The organism is Virgibacillus halotolerans, from assembly GCF_016908515.1.
GTDB lineage: Bacteria > Bacillota > Bacilli > Bacillales > Amphibacillaceae > Virgibacillus_M > Virgibacillus_M halotolerans.
Genome location: NZ_JAFBEA010000004.1, coordinates 131,601 through 154,239 on the forward strand (window position 1 = coordinate 131,601; position 22,639 = coordinate 154,239).

The 22,639-nt window shown below is 39.7% G+C and carries 17 protein-coding genes; all 17 read right to left on the minus strand.

Annotated features, from left to right (window positions below; translation table 11 throughout):
• Nucleotides 1-299: 299 nt before the first annotated feature.
• Complete coding sequence (locus JOC34_RS11735) at nucleotides 300-887, minus strand: CalY family protein (RefSeq protein WP_205136954.1); 588 nt, start codon at nucleotides 885-887, stop codon at nucleotides 300-302.
• Nucleotides 888-984: 97 nt separating this feature from the next.
• A complete protein-coding gene (locus JOC34_RS11740) occupies nucleotides 985-5,097 on the minus strand; it encodes an endo-alpha-N-acetylgalactosaminidase family protein (protein WP_338062672.1) in 4,113 nt (1,370 codons plus the stop codon).
• 839 nt (nucleotides 5,098-5,936) lie between these two features.
• Nucleotides 5,937-7,289, minus strand: a complete 1,353-nt coding sequence (gene glcP / locus JOC34_RS11745; RefSeq protein WP_205136955.1) for a glucose transporter GlcP — start codon at nucleotides 7,287-7,289, stop codon at nucleotides 5,937-5,939.
• 279 nt (nucleotides 7,290-7,568) lie between these two features.
• Nucleotides 7,569-8,327 carry a sugar phosphate isomerase/epimerase family protein gene (locus tag JOC34_RS11750; protein ID WP_205136956.1) on the minus strand — a complete coding sequence of 253 codons (759 nt, stop codon included), beginning with the start codon at nucleotides 8,325-8,327 and terminating at the stop codon, nucleotides 7,569-7,571.
• Nucleotides 8,328-8,398: 71 nt separating this feature from the next.
• Complete coding sequence (locus JOC34_RS11755; RefSeq protein WP_205136957.1) at nucleotides 8,399-9,367, minus strand: sugar phosphate isomerase/epimerase family protein; 969 nt, start codon at nucleotides 9,365-9,367, stop codon at nucleotides 8,399-8,401.
• A gap of 191 nt (nucleotides 9,368-9,558) precedes the next feature.
• Nucleotides 9,559-10,596 carry a Gfo/Idh/MocA family protein gene (locus JOC34_RS11760; protein ID WP_205136958.1) on the minus strand — a complete coding sequence of 346 codons (1,038 nt, stop codon included), beginning with the start codon at nucleotides 10,594-10,596 and terminating at the stop codon, nucleotides 9,559-9,561.
• A 4-nt stretch (nucleotides 10,597-10,600) separates the two neighbouring features.
• On the minus strand, nucleotides 10,601-11,632 hold the full coding sequence (locus JOC34_RS11765) for a Gfo/Idh/MocA family protein (protein ID WP_205136959.1): 1,032 nt from the start codon (nucleotides 11,630-11,632) through the stop codon (nucleotides 10,601-10,603).
• A 13-nt stretch (nucleotides 11,633-11,645) separates the two neighbouring features.
• Nucleotides 11,646-12,365: a ThuA domain-containing protein gene (locus JOC34_RS11770; protein ID WP_205136960.1), complete on the minus strand. Its 720-nt coding sequence runs from the start codon at nucleotides 12,363-12,365 to the stop codon at nucleotides 11,646-11,648.
• Between the two features lie 28 nt (nucleotides 12,366-12,393).
• On the minus strand, nucleotides 12,394-13,215 hold the full coding sequence (locus JOC34_RS11775; RefSeq protein ID WP_205136961.1) for a carbohydrate ABC transporter permease: 822 nt from the start codon (nucleotides 13,213-13,215) through the stop codon (nucleotides 12,394-12,396).
• Nucleotides 13,216-13,228: 13 nt separating this feature from the next.
• A complete protein-coding gene (locus JOC34_RS11780) occupies nucleotides 13,229-14,551 on the minus strand; it encodes an ABC transporter permease subunit (RefSeq protein WP_205136962.1) in 1,323 nt (440 codons plus the stop codon).
• A gap of 121 nt (nucleotides 14,552-14,672) precedes the next feature.
• Entirely contained in the window at nucleotides 14,673-15,980 is a 1,308-nt protein-coding gene (locus JOC34_RS11785) for an ABC transporter substrate-binding protein (RefSeq protein WP_205136963.1), read from the minus strand.
• Between the two features lie 105 nt (nucleotides 15,981-16,085).
• The gene (locus JOC34_RS11790; protein ID WP_205136964.1) at nucleotides 16,086-16,838 is read right to left on the minus strand and encodes an SDR family oxidoreductase; all 753 of its coding nucleotides are present in this window, start codon (nucleotides 16,836-16,838) and stop codon (nucleotides 16,086-16,088) included.
• Between the two features lie 14 nt (nucleotides 16,839-16,852).
• On the minus strand, nucleotides 16,853-17,836 hold the full coding sequence (locus tag JOC34_RS11795; RefSeq protein ID WP_205136965.1) for a LacI family DNA-binding transcriptional regulator: 984 nt from the start codon (nucleotides 17,834-17,836) through the stop codon (nucleotides 16,853-16,855).
• A 175-nt stretch (nucleotides 17,837-18,011) separates the two neighbouring features.
• Complete coding sequence (gene melA / locus JOC34_RS11800; protein ID WP_205136966.1) at nucleotides 18,012-19,313, minus strand: alpha-glucosidase/alpha-galactosidase; 1,302 nt, start codon at nucleotides 19,311-19,313, stop codon at nucleotides 18,012-18,014.
• Between the two features lie 90 nt (nucleotides 19,314-19,403).
• Entirely contained in the window at nucleotides 19,404-20,234 is an 831-nt protein-coding gene (locus JOC34_RS11805) for a carbohydrate ABC transporter permease (protein ID WP_205136968.1), read from the minus strand.
• Nucleotides 20,234-21,073, minus strand: coding sequence for a carbohydrate ABC transporter permease (locus tag JOC34_RS11810; RefSeq protein ID WP_239544353.1), 840 nt, complete (start codon nucleotides 21,071-21,073; stop codon nucleotides 20,234-20,236). The genes JOC34_RS11805 and JOC34_RS11810 overlap by 1 nt, the downstream gene beginning before the upstream one ends.
• Nucleotides 21,074-21,212: 139 nt before the next feature.
• Nucleotides 21,213-22,469 (minus strand): ABC transporter substrate-binding protein, encoded by a 1,257-nt coding sequence (locus JOC34_RS11815; protein WP_205136970.1) that lies wholly within the window; start codon nucleotides 22,467-22,469, stop codon nucleotides 21,213-21,215.
• Nucleotides 22,470-22,639 lie beyond the last annotated feature (170 nt).

Below are 22,639 nucleotides of genomic sequence, written 5' to 3' on the forward strand. Positions count from 1 at the left end.
TTGCGCTTTCAACATCACACAAAAAAAACAATTAGTAAATATATTTAATAAAACATTTACTAATTGTTTTCTATGATACCATAGCCTTATTTATTTGTCTATAAAATTTTCAGTTATTACGATTAATTTTTTTAAAAATTTACTTACCTAGATTTATTGCCACTTCTTAATCAATGAATCAGCAGCATCCACAAGTGCGTTATAAGCCATTCCATTTTTTCATGTAATGCACCTCATCCATATTCATGTAGATATACGTAGAGAGAGAAAAAGTTTTTCTCTCTCTACTAATCTAGTATTTATTTTTCCCCACCTGTTGATTGTTCGGCATTGAAAGTCCACGCAAGTTCCAGCGAATCGCCTTGAAATTGGTTTTGGTCTTCATCACTATCTTTGAAATTAAATTTAACAACGAGATCATCCGACGAACCTGCTGGTAATCCCTTTTCCCCTATAGATGGATAAAATATATGCTCATTTACTGCTTCAGGGCTCATTTCTTTTAACTCAGCCAAAGTTGTCTTATAAATAACTTCATCTATCTTATCCGCATTATATAAAAATTCCACTTCGATATGTTCCCCAAAATCCGCTGTATTGTCACCCTTTGCATCGGTAACGTCATAATCTGTTTCTAGGAAGACCTTGTCAATATCCAATGAACCACCGTTCTGCAGTTCAAAATCACGAATGACGTAATCCCCTGGCTTAAGATCACCTACATCGATAATGGTTGTAGGTTCAACCGACAGATCCAATGTTCCTGCGGCAAATGTGTTGGTTGTTTCCTCACTGGAACTGAAGTAAGCATATGTTCCTCCGCCTATTAATGCTAACCCCAACGCTGCCGACATGACTCCCATACCAATTTGTTTTTTAATTCCCAATTGAATTCCTCCTTCATATATTTTCCTTATTTTTTATTTGTACTTCCCTGCAGCAGTTAATGCATTTCTAAGCAACAGGGAAGTTTCCAATTTCAAGCTATTGCCATTTCTCCATCAAGGTATCTGTACTTGACTTAAGAGATTGATAAGCCTTTTCAGAAATCAACGCTTTTTCTTGTTGTTGATCAAGCAAAAGCTCAAACCCTTTTAGATGCTTGACAACCTTTTTTGCTACATCCGTGTCCTCAAAACGGGTCACTGCCTCCAAGTGAACTTTCAAAGCATGTGCAGCGTCCCCATCAGTGAATTCTCCATCTGCTTCATACTGTTCAACGAGCGCTTTTATATCTGATGCGCTTGAAACAGGTTTGTCAGAAGATACCTTTTCAATACGCAGATTATCTAAAATAAACGTATTTTCTCCTGTATCTTCATCCAACTCCATGCCATCACTAAAGATCCCAATATAGGTTTGCCCGTTTTCTGCTCCAGTTACTTTAAATTCGGCCGTTTTTGTATCAGTAGATGCTGAAAGTGTTTCATTTTCAGTCAAACCATTGGCATCATCAATCTCTTTCACATCAATTTCCTTGTCTCCTGATATAAAGCGATAGGAGTCTGAAGTTGTTTGGTAATCAAAATTCACTATATATTTCTCGCCTGGCTCAAAATTAAAATGCTGTGGAATCGTCCGATATACTAGCCCACTATTTCCCGTATTCACTTTTACTGACCAGTTGCCATCAATCACATCATCAACCAATTTTTTGCCTGCCCAGCCTTTTTGTGTATAAGGCGCATGTAATTCAGACAAATGAATTCGGTTGTCTTCCACACCTTCTGTATTCCCAATAACAAATGGGTAAATACCCTGTACTACCGTTTCAAAATCTTGTTCAAATACCTCAGAAGACACCTCGTTTGTTAATGATTTTTGAACAATGCGCATATCATCAAATTTGGTGTCTCCTTCACCAGCTTTACGGCTAAGCGTTAATTTAGCTGTATCACTTTTGGCTGTAAAGCTTACTTGCATCCTTTGCATTTTACTATCGTAACCATCATTTGTAGCATGTGAATCCGCCTTAACATAGTTCTTTTGCAGGCTCCGTAAGGTGTAATTGCTTACTGTCTCTTCCCCATTTTCAATTTCTATGGAGGCTTTTTCATCACTATTGTTTTCAACATATACTTCTGCTACATAATCTTTTCCTGGTTCCAAATCCGTAAGGGGACGGGTAAATATTGTATCTTTTTCCGGACTATCCATATGCAAATAGTAATCCCCACTACTTAAATTACGTGCATCTTTTGTTTGATTTGTTCTATTAACCTTTACGGCTTTTTTATCTCCGTCAACTGTTGTATTCTCATCATCGATTGTGCCTGTATTGAATCCCGAGTCATGGATATGGCTATTCGTGCTCCAATCATCTATTTCTGAACCTTCGTTCTCATTTGCTGCAACAATATAAGGTGTAGCTGCTTCAGCTTTCAGTGTTATCTGGTTATCCTTTATGTCCACCTTTTGCATATCTGTTCTACCTTGATCTGTCAATTTGTATACATACACACTGGATGCATCTTCATATTCATCTGGCAGGGTCCAAGTTGATTCTCCACCTTCCAAATTCCAGTGATACAACTTTTCAGAATCAGGTGTTGGTGTGTCAAAATCCTGGTCTGTCCATGGAATTAAATACGTATGGCCATCAAGTACAACCTGACCATTCAGTGTAATGACGCGTTCCCTTGAATTGTCTTTTCTCGTTACGACAACTTTGTCATCATTACTGGGATCCTCCAATTTAATTTCCTTTTCCAAATTGGTTTTCGTAGCATCTCCGTCAGTCTTTTCCCAATTTGTTACATAATATTTTTGTAAAAACTTCGTAGGTAAATTGGTATCAAAAGTCATACGAGTAAAGGCATCAAAGTTCTTATCTGATTGCCATCCTTCAAATCCAGCTAATTCATAGCCACCAAGTAATGGATGATCTGCGGTTCCGCCTGCTTCAGGCCAATTCAATACCCAGGAATCTCTTTGGTGATTGCTTATAAAGCGAAGCACATCCGAATTAATTCCCTTACTTTCTGCTCCACCATAATTTTTATCTGTTGCCCAGTGCTGGAATGTTGAGCTGTTTGCCATGGATGTTCCAAATTCCGTTGACACGCGCCAATCTCTTTCGGCAAATTGTTCAGCTATCCGATTAGACTCCCATTGATCTTGATACCAAACGTCTAAGTAAACAAAGTCGAGGTCTGGTGCAGCGGATTTCAAATCATCCAATCGCTTCGCACGGGTTCCTGACGCCAAATCTTTTATTTTATCAATCGTGTAAGATTGGTCTAACCAACCCCAACCTAGTGAACCCGGATCTTCAATGAAGTCATCGTTAAAAGCATCTGCCTCCGGATAGGTTTCTTGTGCATTAATATGGACACCAAACTCGGAATTGTACTTATGTCCTTCCTCAATCAGTGTATTTAAATCTGCCGCTCCCCCCATACGATCACCAACATCTCCGTAATCGGGATGGGAACTATCATGCCCTTCATTTTGATATCCTTTTAAAAGTACAGCCTGACCTAATCCATCTGTTGCAAGGTTTACCTTTTTTACATTATCCAATGTTTTAAGGAATGGCTGCTGTGCCTGTGATCCAAAATTCATGGCGATACGCGTAGTTACATTGTTATTTACATCTTGCCAATCTGGAATGTCTTGCATAATGTCACGATAGGCAATTGCCCCGTCCTGCCAATCCACTTTGGCATCGTCATTTTCATCTTCAGCGATGGCAATTTTTACTTGTGGTTGATTTGACGATGGTTCAGACATAAATTCTCTCTGGTAAAATAGTTTGTTGGAACCTATTCCCAGTGCTTTATCTTCATTGTCATTTTCATAACGATTCGCGACTAAGTTACCATAACCATCCACTTCAGAACTGGACCATACACCTGCACTTAATTCGTCCGTTGATAAGAAAGCAGTATAATAATTCTTGGATGTCCCGATATCTTCCAGTGAGGAATCAACTGTTACATCCAGATCCCCTGGTTTGGTAACATCACTGCTAAGATTCGTTAATTTAGCATTTGCATCGGTTTGATCGGAATTAACTGAAATGAAATTCATGTCAGCCAATTCTACCGTTTCAATCGTCGCACTATCCGCATTCGCGATTTCTTCAAATTTATATATCGCTTTATTATCATCTACCTTCACTGAAACTTTAAAGGTTGCATCAAGTTTCTCATCTTCATCGGCGACCGTGAGTGTATAAAGTGCTTCACTATCGCTTACCTTTTTATACGCTACATCCGGGTAATATAGCATGTTGTTAACTTTCAAACCATAAATGGGTGTTTCCTGCCCGGATAGGACTTTATCGTCCACATTATATTCAATTATCCTTGGGAATACTTGATCAATAACCACATCCATATACCCCGAACTTAAAGTATCTTTTACTTCGGGGGTATCCGGTGGTTGTGGCGCAGTTATTTCTGTCACATCGACATTTGAAATCGTAATATTTGCAGCTCCACGACTCTTTTCAAGTCCAATTAAGCCTGCTGAATCTACTCCTTCTGGTTGTGTCCAGGATGCTATCTTTTCACCATCGATATATAGGGTTGCTGAATCTTCAATAAATTTAACGCGTAAATGATATGTTTCATTCGCTTTCAATGGCACACCTTTTGTGTTAGACGTCCATTTGTTTGCAGGACCGAATGTTTCACCGAAGTACTGATTGTTCTCATCCGCAGTACCTACATAAGTATATGAAGAAGCGTCTTGTACACGGTAGATAAAACCGAAACGATTCAAGTCAGTATCTGGCGTGATGTCGGCCTCAAAATTACCATTCTTTATTTTATCCATTTTATTGTAGATAACTTTATTTTTCCCTTTAGAAGTAACACCGAAAGTTACGGAACCATCATCATTATAAGTCAGAGAACCATCTCCCTCGGTTATTTCAAAATCTCCTTCCTCTAGACTATCATTGCTAATATCATTCATTTCTTTACCTTTGGAAACCTCTTTTTTCTCCTGGGACTCTTTTCCATCAGTCGAAGCGCTCTTCCCCGCTGCCTCGGCTTGGTAGGACTGTGCGAAATTTGTTACTATTACAGGTATTATGAGCATTATTGCAAAGAGTACAATAAATGTTCTTTTACTAAAATTTCTATTCACTACTCTAACCTCCTAATTAAATTTTCACACCAAATTAAAAGCATTTCTTAGCATTGTTACATCATATCCCCTCCTTAAATATCATTGTTTTTTTGAATCACATCATTTATTAATTACAGTTATATGAATGCGCTTGCAATTATGCTGTGAATCGTTTTCTTTTTAAAATTTATTATAAAGATTCTAGCTTACATCATTATTTAAAATATAGCGTGTGTTAATACGGGGGTGTATTTTGATTCTTTATATAATTGTAATGCTAACTACAGCAAATGGAAGTACTGGCAGTCGTGTTGTTATCATGGGGCGGTTCTCTATTGATGTCTATTACCAGCGTAAATTAACTTTATGCGCGTAATAATCAATGGACAATATTTTACAAATCTTTATAGTGAATATTTTAATAAAACATTTACTAATTTATTGCAATTTACCACACATAAACAATTGTGTCTATAGGGACTTTTTACTATATTCAAAAACCTATTTTAAATTAAAAATGTTATTTTCCATGCTATTAAACCTATCAATTAACTGAAACAATAGAGCTGATTGTAAATAAATTAGCTCTAAAATGGTCAATTTCCATCCAATTCTGGGCCACAATATGTATGGTTTCAGTGCGGAAAGTGCATCATTTCACCTGAAACAATGAGGCGTTTTAATATTTTATCTGACTTATTACTTGTTAAACTAGTCCCCCTTTTTTATGGGTCTTTAGCACAGTGTTATACTTAGTCTTATTGTTTTTTTATTTTTTTCTATTTCAACGCTAACAAAAAGAGAGCCAATTAAGACTCTCTTTTTTAATAAATCTATTAAATTACCGCATCTGACACTTATACTTCCTTCGCCGATGTCCGTTTCCTTAAATCCGCTTCAATCTCTTCCAGACTTCTGCCACGGGTTTCCGGCAGATATTTAATAACAAATATCATCGCAGCAATACCGACTGCAGCAAAGATCAGGAATACTTGTCCAATTCCCAGTGCATCTGACAACATTGGGAAGAATTGTGCAACGAGCAAGCTACCAATTGATAACGCCAGCGCGGCGATACCTGTTGCGGCTCCACGAGCACGCATTGGGAACAATTCGGGAAGCATTACCCATAAGACTGGGCCCCAAGTAAAAGCAAAGAAGATAATAAACATTGTCAAACAAGCGACAATAATCCATGCGCCAAAACTGGACTCCAGACCGATTGTCCAAATAAGCACTGCCATGATAAGCAAGGAGGCAACCATACCAATATTTCCGATTACCAGCAGTTTTTTACGATCAATTTTATCAATAACCATGATTGCGAAGATCGTAATAATCACATTCACTGCACCAATACCAACTGTTCCAAGGATTGCAGTAGAACTGCCTAGTCCTGCTTCATTAAAGATTGTCGGTGCGTAGTAAATAATCGCATTGATCCCAATTATTTGCTGTAACAAAGCAAACGTACACCCAATGATAAGCGTTGGTCGCAACCATGCGGACTTCAACACATTCCATGTGCTATCGGAAATGTCGTTAATCTCAATCATTTCCTGGATTTCTTTATCGATTTGTTCCGGGTTTCTCGTTAATTTCATTACTTTACGTGCTTCTTTTTCACTGCGATGTTCCAGCAGCCATCTTGGACTTTCCGGCATAAACAGTACACCGACCATTAGGATTAATGAAGGGACAACTGCTAAACCAACCATCCAACGCCATGCTTCTGCATCTGCAAAGGCATAGTTAACTAGATAGGAAGAAAGAATACCAATGGTAATCATCAATTGATTTAATGAACCCAGTGAGCCACGTTGTTCTGTCGGGGCCATCTCTGATAAGTATACCGGTACAATCGCCGTTGACCCACCAACAGCTAAACCAATAATTAATCGGCCAATTACAAGCATTTCCATATTCGGTGCAAATGCAAGAACAAGCGAGCCTACTACAAACACAATGGCTATCGCAAACACAAGCCTACGCCGTCCAAATTTATCGGATAGCGGTCCACTGAATCCCGAGCCAAAGATCGCTCCGAACAGCATCGAACTTACTACCAGTCCTTCTGTAAAGCTATTCAGGAGAATATCGTTTTTAATAAATAAAAGCGCACCCGAGATGACACCCATGTCGTACCCATAGAGCAAACCACCCAATGCTCCAAAGAAAAAGATCATCTTTTTGTTAATTTTACCATTCATGCCTTAACCCCTTCTTTCCTTAAGTATAATCACAGAATGCGTTTTCAATAAATTCATTTTTCCGTGATCCTTCTCATGATGTTTTTTGAAAAATAAAGATGAATAAAAATGTAAGCGTTTAGTTAATTAAATTAATTATCTAAGTATAGGGTAACATATTCATCCATTATTTGACCACCCTTTATTCTAAAATTAAATTTCCATAACAAAAGACCCTCCTATCCCCGGGATGGTTATTTTATTCAGGGAAAAGAAGGCCTTCTCATATGATGACCCAATTTATTTTGCAAGTTTTCTTTTTAAGTAATTAATGCTGATTTCTATACTTTCAAATGGTGTGCGCCGGCTGGCATCTTGTTCAACAACCCACCATTTTATGTCGTTACTATTGCCTTGTTCAAGGACAGCTTCAATATCCATTCCACCTGCTCCAAGCTCCGCGAAGAATTGTTCCTGATCTGTTGTCATATCCTTCAAATGCACAAGCGGCATTCTGTCTTGATATCTTTTTATCCAATCGACCGGGTTTTCATTTCTTTTAGCTAGCCAATAAATATCGAATTCTGCTTGGACATTTTCACGCTTGGTATCATCTAAAATTGCCTCGAGCGCCATCCTGCCATCTGCCAAACGATCGAGTTCGAAGTCATGGTTGTGATAGCAAAGTGTGAGCCCTGCTGCACGACACTTTTCTCCAACCTCATCCAGCAAGGTAATCAGTCCTTGATAGGCTGCTTCTGTCCGTGAATCTGGTGGCAAAAACGGGCAAACAATATAACTGCTTTCGAGTATTTTCTGATCCGCTATCACTTGATCTAAATTATTTTTCAAATCATCCAAGGGAACATGACTGGATGCCGCTTTGAGACCATATTCATCAAGTAATTGGCGTACTTCCTTAGCAGTTAGTCCACCATATCCAGCAAATTCCACCCCATCATAACCAAGTTCTGCCACCTTTTTTAAAGTGCCAGAAAAATCACGTGCGCTTTCTTCTCTTAAAGTGTACATTTGGACTGCTATCGGAATTTCCCTCATTATACATGCCCCGCTTCTATTTGAATTTCAAGCACGTTAAAGGCGCTAACATTTTTAGCGCCTTTAGGTTACTATGCCCACCACATATCTGCCGCAGAATCTTTGATATTTACTGCTTTTAAATTTTTCACCGCTTGGCTGAAACCTTCATCAATAGACATGATCGGATCCTCATGCTCAATGCTGACAACATAATCATAGCCATAGGTTCTGAGCGCGCTTATTATGTTGGACCACTCCTGTGAACTGTGTCCATATCCAACCGAACGGAATGTCCATGCACGTGTCTGTACATCAGCATATGGTTGCATATCTGTTAAGCCATACATGTTGACATTTTCCTGATCGATGTACGTATCCTTTGCATGGAAATGATGAATCGCATTCGCTTTCCCAAGAATTTTCACCGCGGCTACCGGATCAATGCCTTGCCACCACAAATGACTTGGATCCAAGTTGGCCCCAACAGCATCATTCGTTGCCTCTCGTAATTTAAGCATCGTATGTGGGGTGTGTACGAGAAAACCAGCATGCAACTCGATTCCGATTTTTACTCCATGCTCTTCCGCTAATTTACCTTGTTCCTTCCAATAGGGAATAAGTTTCTCTTCCCATTGCCATTTTAATATCTCGGAGTATTCCGTTGGCCATGGCGTTACAGGCCAATTTGGATACTTGGAATCTTCATGAGATCCCGGCGTTCCGGAAAAAGTGTTTACAACTGGTACATCCATTAATGATGCAAGTTTTATTGTTTTCACAAACGTATCATGTGCGTTTTTCGCTTGCGCTTTGTTCGGTGAAATCGGATTATCATGACAGCTAAAAGCACTGATTGTTAAACCACGTGCATGCACCTTTTCTAAGTATGCTTTTCGTTTGTCCTCACTTTCCAGCAACGCATCAATCGGACAGAAATTATTACCAGGATTTCCTCCTGTGCCGATTTCCACAGCGTCCAGCCCAGAGTCTTTCACATGATCAAGCATCTCTTCAAATGTTTTCCCTGCAAATAATACGGTAAATACACCTATTTTCATTAAAAATCACTCCTTGGATTGTTGTTGCGCGAGTTTCGCTTCTGGCCGCGCGAGTTCTGCATCCTGCCGCACGAGTTGCGCCTCCTGTCGCGCGAGTTGCGCCTTCTGACGAGCGAGTTCTGCCTCCTGACAAGCGAGTTGCGCCTCTGTCGCGCGAGTTCTGCTTCTGGCCGCGCGATGCCACGCACTTTCTACAGTCTTACGCTCCTACCTGTTTCGCTACTCGCATAAATTGCTTCAATAATGCGGCTTACTTCCAGTGCCTGCTCCGGCTTAACTACTAATTCCGCCTGGCCTAAGCAGCTGTCAACGAAATTTTCCGCTTGCAGCAGTCCTGCTGCTGTTTCATCATGTTCCGCTTTTGCTTCACTCTTTAAAAATGTGCCGTGGCGCGGTTGATAGAGCTCAAATGGGTAAACATTCAAGCCGCCATCCACACCGGATATGCTCAAGTGCATCTTGTCTTCCTTAATGTTTGCTGCCCAGGAACATTCCAATAACAGTGATGAACCATCGTCAAACGTAATATAGCCAGATACATGATCATCCACGTCAAAAGTTTCATGGTCGAACGTTCCCCAATCATTGATTTGGTTGGGCGTTTTACTTAAACGATTATAGGTTGTTCCCATTACTTCCACTGGCTTCGGATCGCCAAGCAACCATAGGGACAAGTCGATCAAATGACAGCCATAATCGATTAAGCTACCGCCACCTTGCAATTCTTTGTTGGTGAACACGCCCCAACCAGGAACTTTCCGCCTACGCAATGCCTGCACTCTCGTAACAAGTGGATCACCAATATCCCCTGCGTTAACGGTATGTTTTGCTACTCGCGCTGCATCCGTATGTCGGTAATGATATGCAATCGATAATAGTTTGCCAGATTTCCTTGATGCATCTAACATTGCTTCACATTCTTTAACCGTCATCGCCATTGGTTTTTCACATAATACATGAACACCTGCTTCAAGTGCAGCCATCGCTATTTCTGCATGGAATTTGTTTGGTGTGCAAATAATCACCGCATCGACTTCCGAGAATAATTCGTTGTAATCGGAAAATGCATGCGGAATCCGGTACGTTGCTGCAACTTCCTGTACGCGAACTTCATTGACATCACTTACAGCGGTAAGTGACACCTTTTCACCTAACTCCAACAATGCGGGGATATGTCTGTTTTGTGCGATTCCTCCAACACCAATAATTCCGATGCTTAACTGATCCATATTATCATCCTTCAATACTTGTAATTTGTTTCGTCTTGTCTGACTCCATTGCTGCTAGAATAACCTCTAGCGACTTCTTGCCTTCTTCTCCATCAATAAGCGGCTGTTTATTTTGCAATATACTCTCTACAAAGTGATCGATCACATGTGTATTCGTCTGTCCCCCATCTTCATTGGATTGAATTTTACCCAGTTCATACTTTACTGTTTCACCATTGGTATAATTGACGATCATCCCGTAGGTCGGGTCATCTTCCAATCTGATTATGCCCTTTTCACCATAGATGACCGTGGAATTGTCTTCTTTCGCATTGTACGCCCAGCTTGCAGCCAACGTCCCGATCACACCGCTTTTCGAACGCAAAATAAATACCGCATTGTCATCCACATCAGTATCATCTTTTGCACTGGTTTCAATAAAAGCAGCGACATTGGAAAATTCTTCACCTAGCAAATAGCGTAGTAAATCCGCCTTATGTACCCCGAGGTCTCCCATCGCACCAATAAAAGCTTCCTCCTTTTTGAAGAACCAGCTTTCTTTCCCTTCGGCACTCCATCCTTCTGGCCCACCATGACCAAAAGCAGTCCGGAAGCTATAAACTTTTCCTATTTCTCCTTCTGCAATTAGTTTTCTTGCTTTCGTATGCGAGGAGACAAAACGCTGATTATGACCAATCATCAATTTTTTATTATTTTCCGTTGCTGCTGCAATCATTTGCGCCGCTTCTTCGCGTGAAGTTGCCATCGGTTTTTCACATAAGACATGATTCCCAGCACGTAGCGCCGCAATGGAAACTGGTGCATGTAAGTAGTTCGGCAGACAGACACTGACAGCATCTATCTGTTCCGATGCCAGCAATTTTTCGTAACTCGTATATGCTTTCGCATGATATTTTCCTGCCGCTTCCTTCACTCTTTCCTCCACAATGTCACAAACAGCAACAATCTCTACATTTGGATTATTTTTGTATTCGACTAAATGACGATGCTGGGCAATACTTCCGCACCCTATCACTGCTACTTTTAACTTTGACATAAGCTTCTCTCCTTTACTTTTTCGAAATTTCCTCTAATGGTTTGGCATTGCCATATACAGGTGTTGGCGTATCAGCATTCGCTGCCCATTTCACGCCATTGCTGATGACTTGCTGTATTTGTTTATGATGATAGGTCGGGTACGTTTCATGACCTGGGCGGAAATAAAAGATCTTTCCCCTGCCACGTTTGAATGTCGCGCCACTACGGAACACTTCCCCACCTTCAAACCAGCTGACAAAAACCAGTTCATCTGGTGCCGGAATATCAAAATGCTCCCCGTACATTTCTTCTTTTTCCAGCTCGATATATTCGCCAATGCCTTCCGTGATCGGATGTGTGGGATCCACTACCCATAAACGTTCACGGTCATCTGCTTCCCGCCATTTCAAATCACAGCCGGTCCCCATCAACTTTTTAAAGACCTTAGAGAAATGCGCAGAATGTAATACGATTAAACCCATTCCATCTAGTACACGCTGTTTTACCTTTTCCGCGACCTCGTCTTGTACCTCATCATGTGCTTTGTGGCCCCACCAAACAAGGACATCCGTCTCATTTAGAACAGCATCTGTCAGTCCATGCTCCGGTTCGTCCAATGTCGCGGTTTGTGTCTCATACCCTGCCTCTTGTAAAAAGCCGGCAATCGTTTCATGAATACCATCCGGGTAAATTGCCGATACCTCGGTGTTTTCCAGTTCATGTCTATATTCGTTCCATACGGTTACTTTCATCGTGATCTCTCCCTATATTTATTTCGAACTATTCCTTCACAGAACCACTCGTTAATCCGGACACAATCCGACGTTGGAAAATCAGTACAAGAATAACAATTGGAATCGTCACAATGACCGTTGCTGCAGAAATATCTCCCCATGGGATAGAAAATTCACTCGTATACATTGAGATTCCCACTGGTACTGTACGCCAACTGTCATTACTATTAATTGTCAGGGCAAATAAATATTCATTCCATGCTGCGATAAATACGAGTATTCCTGTCGTAAATACCCCTGGTGCCGCCAAAGGGAAAATAATCTTTCGAAACGTTTGAAACGGGCTGGCGCCATCGAGTTTTGCTGATTCTTCCAACTCATACGGAATCTTTTGAAAGAACGTAGCCAAAATCCAAATTGACAATGGTAAACTGATTGTGATATATGGAATAACTAAGCCCAAATAGCTGTTGCGCAAACCAAGATCCGTCACGATATTAAACATTGGTGATAATATAGCGACTTGCGGAAACATGGACGAAGCTAGCACAATGCCAAGGATTAATCCTTTTCCTTTAATCGGCAGCCTGGTCAGTGCATAGGCTGCAAACGATGCAAATGCGACAGACAAAAGTGTTGTCACAATCGAAACAACAAAACTATTCAACATGTAGCGCAACAATGGCCGTTGGGTGAATGCCGCAACATAAGAGTCCAATGTTGGATTTTTGGTAAACCAATTAAAAGAGGAAAATATTTCCCCAACAGGTTTAATAGATGTTAAAAACACCCAAATAAACGGAAACATCACCAAAAAGACAAAGATGATCAAAAAGACGTAAAAGCCTATTCCTGCACGTTTATTCATTTTGGTATCCTCCTTATTTTGTTCGTCCAGCAAAGAGTTCTGAACCGATTAATTTAACATAGATAAAGCTGATCAAAGCTACACATAAAAAGACAATCACAGAAAGTGTGGATCCTTCTCCAAAGTTTTGCTGCGCAAACATTGTTTTATATGCGTAGACAGATATCGATTCTGTTGAATTTGCTGGTCCGCCGCCAGTTAAGACATAAATAAGATCGAATACACGAAAAGCATCTAGCGTTCTGAATAACAGTGCTACTAAAATAGATGACTTCAGTAGTGGTAATGTTATATTAAAAAATTGCTGGAACTTATTGGCGCCGTCAACATCAGATGCTTCATATAAGGATCCTGGTATCGTTTGTAAACCTGCTAAGATTAACAACGCCATATATGGCGTTGTTTTCCAGACATCCGCTAGTATGATAGAAAACAGTCCACCATCCCCTGTCGACAAGAGCCAGGAAGAACCCGGTATGATTTTTAATACATCCAAGTAATGCGCAACAATCCCCGATTGACCATCATATAAAAAGCCCCACATCATCGCTGCTACTGCAGTTGGAACTGCCCAGGGAATCAATACAGAAGCCCTGATCAAACCTCTTCCTTTAAATGTCCGATTGATCAATAAGGCGACTAATAAACCGAGAACCAATTCAAAAAAGACAGATATAACAGTGAAAAAGGTCGTATTTCCCAAGGACTGCCACATTCGTTTATCTTTAAAGTACTTCTTATAATTATCGAATCCAATAAAATTGGATTTAAGGATTGCTTCATTGGTTGACCCTAGTAAATCAGCAGTTTGTTGAAAATCAGCTTGTGCGTCTTTATCCCCGCTCGATTCAGCAATAGCAACCAAGTCTTGTTCATAAGACGACAAAGCCTTTCGATAATCTGCCGCAAAGTCATTATCCACTTTCTGATACTTCAGATCTGTATTATTTACAGGCTTATAACGCATTAAAAGCTTGTCGACCTTATCGACTTTTTCCTTAACTTGCTTGTCACTGATCAATTCACTATGATGTTTTTCTATCCCATCTTCTATCTCATGAATGGTCTGCTTATCCTGATCACCAACTGCAGTATCTGCTAATGCATCAAGCTGGCTTTCTATGAAAAAATAATTATCTACATAGGTTTCTAAATCAATATTGGCATCCATCATTTTTTCGGAACGTGTTGGATCATTCAGCCTGTAATCAAACATACTATTCCAGAACGACTGGGCAACAGGCCATAATATAACGACAAAAACCAAAAGAAGCGATGGCAACACAAAAGCATATCCTAGTTGTTTTTCATTTAACTGAAACCGGCGCTTTTTCACGGATGGTCCTCCTTTTACTAGTCTCGTAGTTTTAGAGCCCTATCATAACGAAAGGGATGAAAGGAAAGTGCAAGATGAGCAACTCCCCTCAACTTGCACAATCAATTTCCATAAAATAGATTTAGTCTTCCATTGCATCTTCTATTTTTGTTTGCATGTTGCCTGCTGCTTCTTCTGCTGTAATATCTCCAGTTAATGCTTTAGAAAGTTCAATTTGCATAATATCTGATATCTCCGGATATATCGGAGAAACAGGTCTTGGAATTGCATTTTCCAATACTTCTACAAAATCAGGTTCACTAAATGTAACGCCGGCATCTTGTACTTCTTCGTCATCATATAGATCCACTAATGTTGGTGCACTTCCACCGTCAACAGCTGTAATCTTTTGCCCTTCAGGTCCGGTCATAAACTTAACAAACTCCCAAGCCTCTTCCGGATGCTCGGAATAACGGTTAATCATCGACATCCAGCCACCAAGTGCTGACGCTGAACCATCATCACCAGCTGGAAGCGTCGTAAAACCAACGTTACCAGCTACTTTTGATTTATCTTCATCATTGGAAGATGCTTGCAGATAAGGCCAATTTCTAGCAAATACTGCATTCCCTTCAATGAATGCTGACTCTGTCTCAATTTCCGTAAAGTTTAAAATATTACTTGGGACAAAATCGGAACCGACAATTTCCTGCATTTTTTCAATTGCTTTCACTGTTTCCGGACTATCGACAACCACATTTTCATCTTCATCTAATACCGCTCCACCATAAGCACCGATATACTCAACCGCATTGGTGATCAGTCCTTCATATTGGGAAGCTTGCATCAAATAGCCAAATTCTGTATCCTTTTCGCCCTTAAGTTCATCCGCCTGTTCAATCAATTCATCCCATGTTTCTGGTGGATCATCAACAATATCTGTTCTGTAAAATAACACACCAGCATCGGTGAATTTAGGCATTGCCCATTGTTTCCCTTTAAAATTCCCTGCTTTAACCGTACCCTCGAAATAAGCATCCATATCAATATCATCCGCTTCAATGAAACGGTCTAAATCCAATGCATAATCTGCCTGGGCAAATTCAGCCGGCCAGATGACATCAGCGTCAAACACATCAATCTCAGCACTCTTCGCGCTGAATGCGGTTACATATTGATCATGTTGTTCGCCTGAATCAGAAGGCATCTCCTGAAACTCTATTTTAATGTTCGGGTGTTCTTTTTCAAATGCCTCCGCTAGTACTTCCGTTGCACCGGTCGTATCCACACCACGTGCATAAGTAAGGGTAACTTGTTCATCTGAATTTGAATCCGAATCGTCACTCTCTTTATCATTACCATCTGCTTCTGAATCCCCACTACAAGCCGCAAGTATAACTACTAACAAAAGAATCCAGAACCCGCCAAACAACTTTTTCTTGACCTTCATATTAATTCCTCCCCAAATAGTAGATGATGTAATCGTTTTCTGTAATCGATTACAATTATGATTATAATACATTTACTTTTTAAATACAATCTCTATTATTAATTTTTACTTTCTTAAAAATCCCCCTTCTGAATTTATCACCTGTCCTGTAACCCATCCCGCCTTGTCACTAGCAAGGAATCCAATCAATTTGGCTGCATCACTCGGCAGACCCATTCGCCCCATTAAAAAGTTTGGCGACAGTTCCTGTTTCACCGCCTCCGACATCCAACCGGTATCAGTTGGGCCCGGATTTACTGCGTTAACAGTTATACCAAGCGGTGCAAGTTCTGCAGATAGCGAAAGTGTGAAAGCAGCTATCGCCCCTTTCGTTGCGCCATAGGCTAATTCCCCAATCATTGGACCATGCGCCTGGCCGGAAGTTAGATTGATTATCCTACCGCTTGTTTGACCAATCTGCTTAAACCTTCTAGCAAACGCCACACTAAGCAAAAATGTTGCCCTCATGTTCACAGCATAATGACTATCCAAATCCTCGGCAGTTAGCTTTAAATAGCCGTCCCTTGTAGAATAGGCTGCATTATTGATCAGGATGGCTGGTTCACCTAATTGCTTTAAAACGGCTTCCAGCAAGTCAATATGTGCATTGGATTGCGATAAATCAACGCGCTCATGCGCACACTGAATACCGAACTCTTGTAGTTCTTTTTGAAAAGTATCCGGCCAATCCGGCAAAGCTTCCCAATAGGTAAAAAATATATTCACCCCTTCTGCTGCCAGCTCCCTGCACGTTGCTGCACCAATGCCAGCCGCATGACCAACACCGGTAACAATTGCAATTTGATCGATAATAAACACCCCCACGAATTATTTTATGTTGATTCACGGATAACCAATTCATGATCCAAAATAATACTGTCTGTTCTTTTGCCGCTAATTTTATTAATCAGCATTTGCGCTGACATACTTCCCATTTGATACATCGGTTGCGCAATCGTTGTTAAAGTTGGATATGTCATATTAGAAAAATTGATCTTATCAAACCCGATAACGGCAATATCCTCCGGTACATGCAATCCAGTCGCATTGATTTCCTTTAATGCGCCAATTGCCAGAATATCAGACACCGCAAAAACTGCTGTTGGCCGTATATCTTGATTCAGCAAGTTCTTCATCGCTAGTCGTCCACTATCAAATTCTAGGTTATCGGTGGTATACACCCAATCCGGATAACTTGATAATCCAGATTCCTTTAATGCTCGCTCGTAGCCTTGTTTTCGTTCGCGCGCATATAAAAACTTTTCATTCGAGTTAATCATCGCGATCTTCTTATGGCCAATTTTAATGAGATGCTTAACCGCATGATAGGCGGCCAGTTCATTATTGATCGTGACATAAGAGATAATCCCTTCCTCATCATATTCACTGCACTGAACGAGGGGATATTCCTTGGCAATTTCGGTCAGGTTTTTCCGATTTACGGTAGGATCCATTGAAATAATGCCATCAGCCAATTGATTCCTGATTAAATTAAAGTAAATTGCTTCGCGACTCGGATTCGAATCTGTTTGACACAATAGAATGTTATATCCTTGCTCGATCGCAGTATCTTCAATCCCATTAATTATTTCTGTATAAAAAGGGTTAGAAATACTAGGAATCAGTACGATCAGCAATTTACTTTCCGATTTACGTAAATTACGCCCCAGAATACTAGGCTCGTAGTTTAAATCTTGGATTGCCTCTTCCACTCTAAGTCTCGTCGCTTTGGCTACAATATCGGGATTATTTAAATACCGGGAAACGGTCGCCACCGAGACCTTCGCCTTTTGTGCTACTTCCTGGATCGTCGCCATATCTTCACTTCTTTCTTTCTTTCGTTACAGTGTAAACGATTACATTAATTATGATATAATGCTTATTGATAATTGTCAATATTACTTATGGGATGCGATGAAATTAATATACTTGTTTATAGTTATTAAAGAAATAATGAAGCCCATCATATATACAAATGGGCTTCATTATATTCTACTTATAAGCCGGCAACCAATCACCATGCGCTTCAATTAGATCGTCACATAACGAAACAATATCATCCATTGATAGTTCAGCTGATGTATGTGGATCTAACATGGCAGCTTGATAAATATGTTCCTTCTTCCTTGTCATAGCGGCTTCAATCGTCAGCATTTGCGTATTGATATTTGTTCGATTCAATGCTGCTAACTGTTCTGGGAGGTCTCCAATGTAAGTTGGAGCAATGCCACTTGCATCGACCAAACATGGTACTTCTACAACCGCATTTTTCGGAAGGTTACTGATTAAGCCACCGGTATTTAGCACATTACCGCCGATCTTAATCGGGTTATTCGTTTCCATCGCTTCCATGATGTATGATCCATATTCATGTGTACGTGTATGACTCAGATCTTTATCATGTACCATATCATCGCGCATTTTCTGCCAATCTTCTATCTGCTTGACACAACGACGTGGGTACTCATCCAAAGGAATGTTGAATCGATCGATTAAATCCGGATAATTCTTTTTAATAAAGTATGGATGATATTCCGCATTATGTTCCGATGATTCCGTTATATAATAGCCAAAGCGTTGCATCAATTCAAAACGAACCATATCATCATGTGTTGTCTTTTGTTTTTCCTTCGCCCGGCGTTTGATTTCCGGGTATAAATCTTCCCCATTTCGGTTCACTTCCAACAGCCATGCCATATGGTTAATACCAGCAATTTTGGACTGCACATTGTCGGTTGGCATATCCAGTGATTTTAATAAATCATCCGTACAAACTTGTACACTATGACAGAGACCAACAGTTTTAATGCCGCCATAACGGAGCATCGTTCCAGTTAACACTGCCATTGGGTTTGTGTAATTCAAAAACCAGGCATCCGGGCATACCTCCTGCATATCTTTGGCAAAGTCCATCATCACAGGGATCGTACGCAAGTTTCTAAATAACCCACCAATCCCAACCGTATCGGCAATCGTTTGACGTAGTCCATATTTTTTGGGTATCTCAAAGTCGGTAATCGTACTCGGATCATAACCACCAACTTGGATCGCATTAATTACATATTTCGCACCGCGTAATGCTTCTTTACGATCTGTATATGCTACAACTTTTACAGTGGATTTAAGGTTCTTCTTAATATTGTTTAACATCAACTCTGAATCTTTTAATCGCTCCTGATCGATGTCGAATAAAGCAAATTCAAAATCCTGTAAAGCTGGTACTGTCATACTGTCACCAAGAACGTTTTTTGCGAACACAGTGCTTCCCGCACCTAGGAATGTTATTTTTGACATGTAAATCTCCCCTTTTGTAGTTAATAAATTATCAGTATTTAATGAAAACCATTTTACCAATCCCTTTTGCAAAACTTACCCAGAAGCGTTTTACCCCTTCACAGATCCAGAGGCCAGCCCTTCAATAAAGAATTTTTGTAAGAACAGGAATAAGATAACCATTGGTAACATCGCAATAATTGCAGCAGAAGCCACCATATTTAAGTTATTGGCATTTTCTCCGAAGAAACTGGAAATCGTAACTGTCAATGTTTTTACTTCATCCGATTGTAAGAAGAAAATAGCGAATTGATAATCATTCCAAATGTACACACAGCAAATAATTAAAACAGTTGCAGTAATCGGCTTTAATAACGGAAAAATAATCTTAAAGAAAATACCGATCGTGCTAGCTCCATCTATACGTGCCGCTTCTTCCAATTCCTTTGGTATCGTCGAACGTATAAATCCCGCGTATAAAAAGATCGTTAATGGCATGAATGACGCTACGTTGTTTAACACAGCCACCGTACGCGTATTCATTAATCCGATATCAACAACGAGTTGATAAAGTGGAACAAGGGCTGTCAATGGCGGTATAACCATGATCGCAATAAAAAGAAAGTAAACATACTTATTCAATTTTGTTTGTCTTCTAGCTAAGGGATAAGCTGCCATAGACCCGAAAACAATGAGCAGAATAGCAGCACAAAATGTAATTATTCCTGAATTGATGAGTGCGTTTCCCATATTGGCCTCGTTCCATGCATCGGCAAAATTTCCAAGATCCCATTCAGTCGGGAACACCCATTTAGAACTATAGTCTCCCCTTACCTTTAAAGCAGTTGTAATTAAGATATAAAAGGGGACCGCATGTAACAACGAAATTACCAGTGCAAGCACGGTCAAGGATCGTTTTTTACTTTTACTAATGTAATCCATTACGCTTCCACCTCCTTACTCCTAAAGTAAATGAGCGCTGACAAACTTAGAATCAAAATGATGACCGCCATTAAAACACCCTGCGTAGCCGCATATCCTGCATCCTGTTTGTCGAAGTATAAACTATACATAAACGTGGACATGGACTGTGATGCATTTCCTGGTCCGCCATTGGTAAGTGATATAATCACATCGAACAATTTTAATCCACCGATAATATTCAGCACCATATTAATAGTTATCGAGGGTATTAATAGCGGCAAAGTGATATTTTTAAACCGTTGAAATGGCGTTGCACCATCAATTTGTGCTGCTTCATAATAATCCTTTGAAATACTTTGCAGTCCAGCAAGATAAATAATCATTGCAATTCCCACAAATTGGTACGTATTAACAAAAACGATCAGCCATGTATTTACGCTTGGATTTCCAAGTGCATTGACTTTATCAAAACCTAGGACCTGTAGAACATCATTTAATGCCCCACCTTGATAGCTAAAAAAGAAATACCAAATGTACCCCATAATCAGTGGACTGATAATTACCGGTAAATAGATAATGGTTCGAACAACTGACTTCATACGTATACTCTGATTAAGCAATAAGGCATACATTAAGCCGATAACATTTTGTAAAATGGTACTTCCCAGTCCATATAATAAGGTGTTTTTGACAATTAACCATGTATTAGAATCAAATAACATCCTTTTATATTGATCAAATCCTATATAACTATATGTCTGGGAAAAACCATTCCAATTTGTAAATGAAATCCGAATCCCATCCAAGAATGGATACACAATAAAAAAGCATACGATAATCAATGCTGGAAGATACATCCACCACAAAGAAGTAGTGAAGACCTTTTTTAAATTTAACCGTTTCTTTTCAACTGGAGCGGGATTATTTTCCGTTCGCTTACTTATTTCACTCACATTATCAACTCCATTTCTTATCAGCATTTTATTACTTCATCTCTTACTGATTTCTGAGGCGTATATATTCCTCAGCCATTGTTTTAGAAACTTCTTCAGGAGTTAATTGATCAGAAAGTAATTCCTGTGAAGTTGTTCCCATGACATCCCACATACCACTTGGCAAATAAACACGATCAAAATATGGTTCTACTTTAATATCTGCGTACTTTTCGAAGTAGTCTTGGTAATAATTATTTGCTTTAACATTCGTTAGCCCTGCTGGTAGCCTTGTTCCTTCAGCAACTTCTTTGGCAATTTCCGGCTGCGTGAGGAACTCAATAAACTTTTTGGCCTCTTCCTTATGTTGTGAATCCTTCCACATTGCGACTGTATGTCTCTCTCCACCTATCCAGATTTGCTTATCTCCCTTATGTATCGCCGGCATTGGTTGAATACCAATTTGAATGTCTGGGTTCAATTCTTCGATCATTGGCCCCAACTGTCCGCTTCCCCCAACAATAAAAGCAATTTTATTCTGAGCAATTAAATCATTCATTTCATATTGCTGCGCCGTTAAAATATCAATATTCAGTAATCCTTTATCCTGCATTTCCTTCATTTTCTTTGGTAAATACGTATAATTTGACCAATCTAATGTGCCATCTAATAACGCTTCCTCGTAATCGTGATCAGCATCAGTAATCAACAATGGTGTAGCAAACTGATCAAAGAATTGTGCAAGAGAGCTTTTTTTCGATCCAGGGAACCATAATGGTGTAACTTCCCCTCCACTTTTTTCTTTTACAGTTTCAAGTGCTTTCATAAAAGCATCAAATGTTTCGGGTGGCTCTATTCCATATTCATTTAACAGGTTTTCATTATATGCTAATCCATCTTTAGCTTGGTTTAATGGATAAGCATATACCTTACCATCATCATCTTTCAGTACTGGCTCCAATGCTGGATCTAGATTTTCTACCCAACCCATATCACTTAAATCTTCCACATATTCACCATAACGTTCTTTAGCCCACCCATGTGTATCAAATAGGTCAGGCATATCATTTGCAGCCATTTTTACACGCAACATACTTTCGTACTCACCAGCGGGATAATTTTCTTTGATTTCAATATCCGGATTTTCCGCTTCAAATTTCGCTACTACATTTTTCATCGATGCTTTTTCATCTTCTGTTGTAGCGGTAGAATAATAGACTAAACTTGTTCGATTATCATCTGATGACGTATTATCGGAGCAACCTGCGACGAGCAATGTCAGGATTGATAGGGTAATTAAAAGCATGTAATTTTTTTTCATTACTTTCCTCCTCTTTCTCTCTGAAATCGGAACCAATTTATTTCTTTTTTTAAATCAAGTAATTTGTTGCGAACTTAATGCCTATGATTTATTATCTTTCAATTAAGTTAAATAGCTAGTACAATCATGTTAAGCGGTATCATAATAATTTTCAATGGTAAATATTTAAG

What these genes read in the sequence shown, in the direction of transcription:
- JOC34_RS11775 (WP_205136961.1), bottom strand. Translation starts at nt 13,215, where the DNA reads ATGAATAAACGTGCAGGAATAGGCTTTTACGTCTTTTTGATCATCTTT.
- melA (WP_205136966.1), bottom strand. Translation starts at nt 19,313, where the DNA reads ATGTCAAAAATAACATTCCTAGGTGCGGGAAGCACTGTGTTCGCAAAA.
- JOC34_RS11755 (WP_205136957.1), bottom strand. Translation starts at nt 9,367, where the DNA reads ATGAAAATAGGTGTATTTACCGTATTATTTGCAGGGAAAACATTTGAA.
- JOC34_RS11760 (WP_205136958.1), bottom strand. Translation starts at nt 10,596, where the DNA reads ATGGATCAGTTAAGCATCGGAATTATTGGTGTTGGAGGAATCGCACAA.
- JOC34_RS11805 (WP_205136968.1), bottom strand. Translation starts at nt 20,234, where the DNA reads ATGGATTACATTAGTAAAAGTAAAAAACGATCCTTGACCGTGCTTGCA.
- glcP (WP_205136955.1), bottom strand. Translation starts at nt 7,289, where the DNA reads ATGAATGGTAAAATTAACAAAAAGATGATCTTTTTCTTTGGAGCATTG.
- JOC34_RS11770 (WP_205136960.1), bottom strand. Translation starts at nt 12,365, where the DNA reads ATGAAAGTAACCGTATGGAACGAATATAGACATGAACTGGAAAACACC.
- JOC34_RS11795 (WP_205136965.1), bottom strand. Translation starts at nt 17,836, where the DNA reads ATGGCGACGATCCAGGAAGTAGCACAAAAGGCGAAGGTCTCGGTGGCG.
- JOC34_RS11810 (WP_239544353.1), bottom strand. Translation starts at nt 21,073, where the DNA reads ATGTATCTTCCAGCATTGATTATCGTATGCTTTTTTATTGTGTATCCA.
- JOC34_RS11765 (WP_205136959.1), bottom strand. Translation starts at nt 11,632, where the DNA reads ATGTCAAAGTTAAAAGTAGCAGTGATAGGGTGCGGAAGTATTGCCCAG.
- JOC34_RS11750 (WP_205136956.1), bottom strand. Translation starts at nt 8,327, where the DNA reads ATGAGGGAAATTCCGATAGCAGTCCAAATGTACACTTTAAGAGAAGAA.
- JOC34_RS11785 (WP_205136963.1), bottom strand. Translation starts at nt 15,980, where the DNA reads ATGAAGGTCAAGAAAAAGTTGTTTGGCGGGTTCTGGATTCTTTTGTTA.
- JOC34_RS11815 (WP_205136970.1), bottom strand. Translation starts at nt 22,469, where the DNA reads ATGAAAAAAAATTACATGCTTTTAATTACCCTATCAATCCTGACATTG.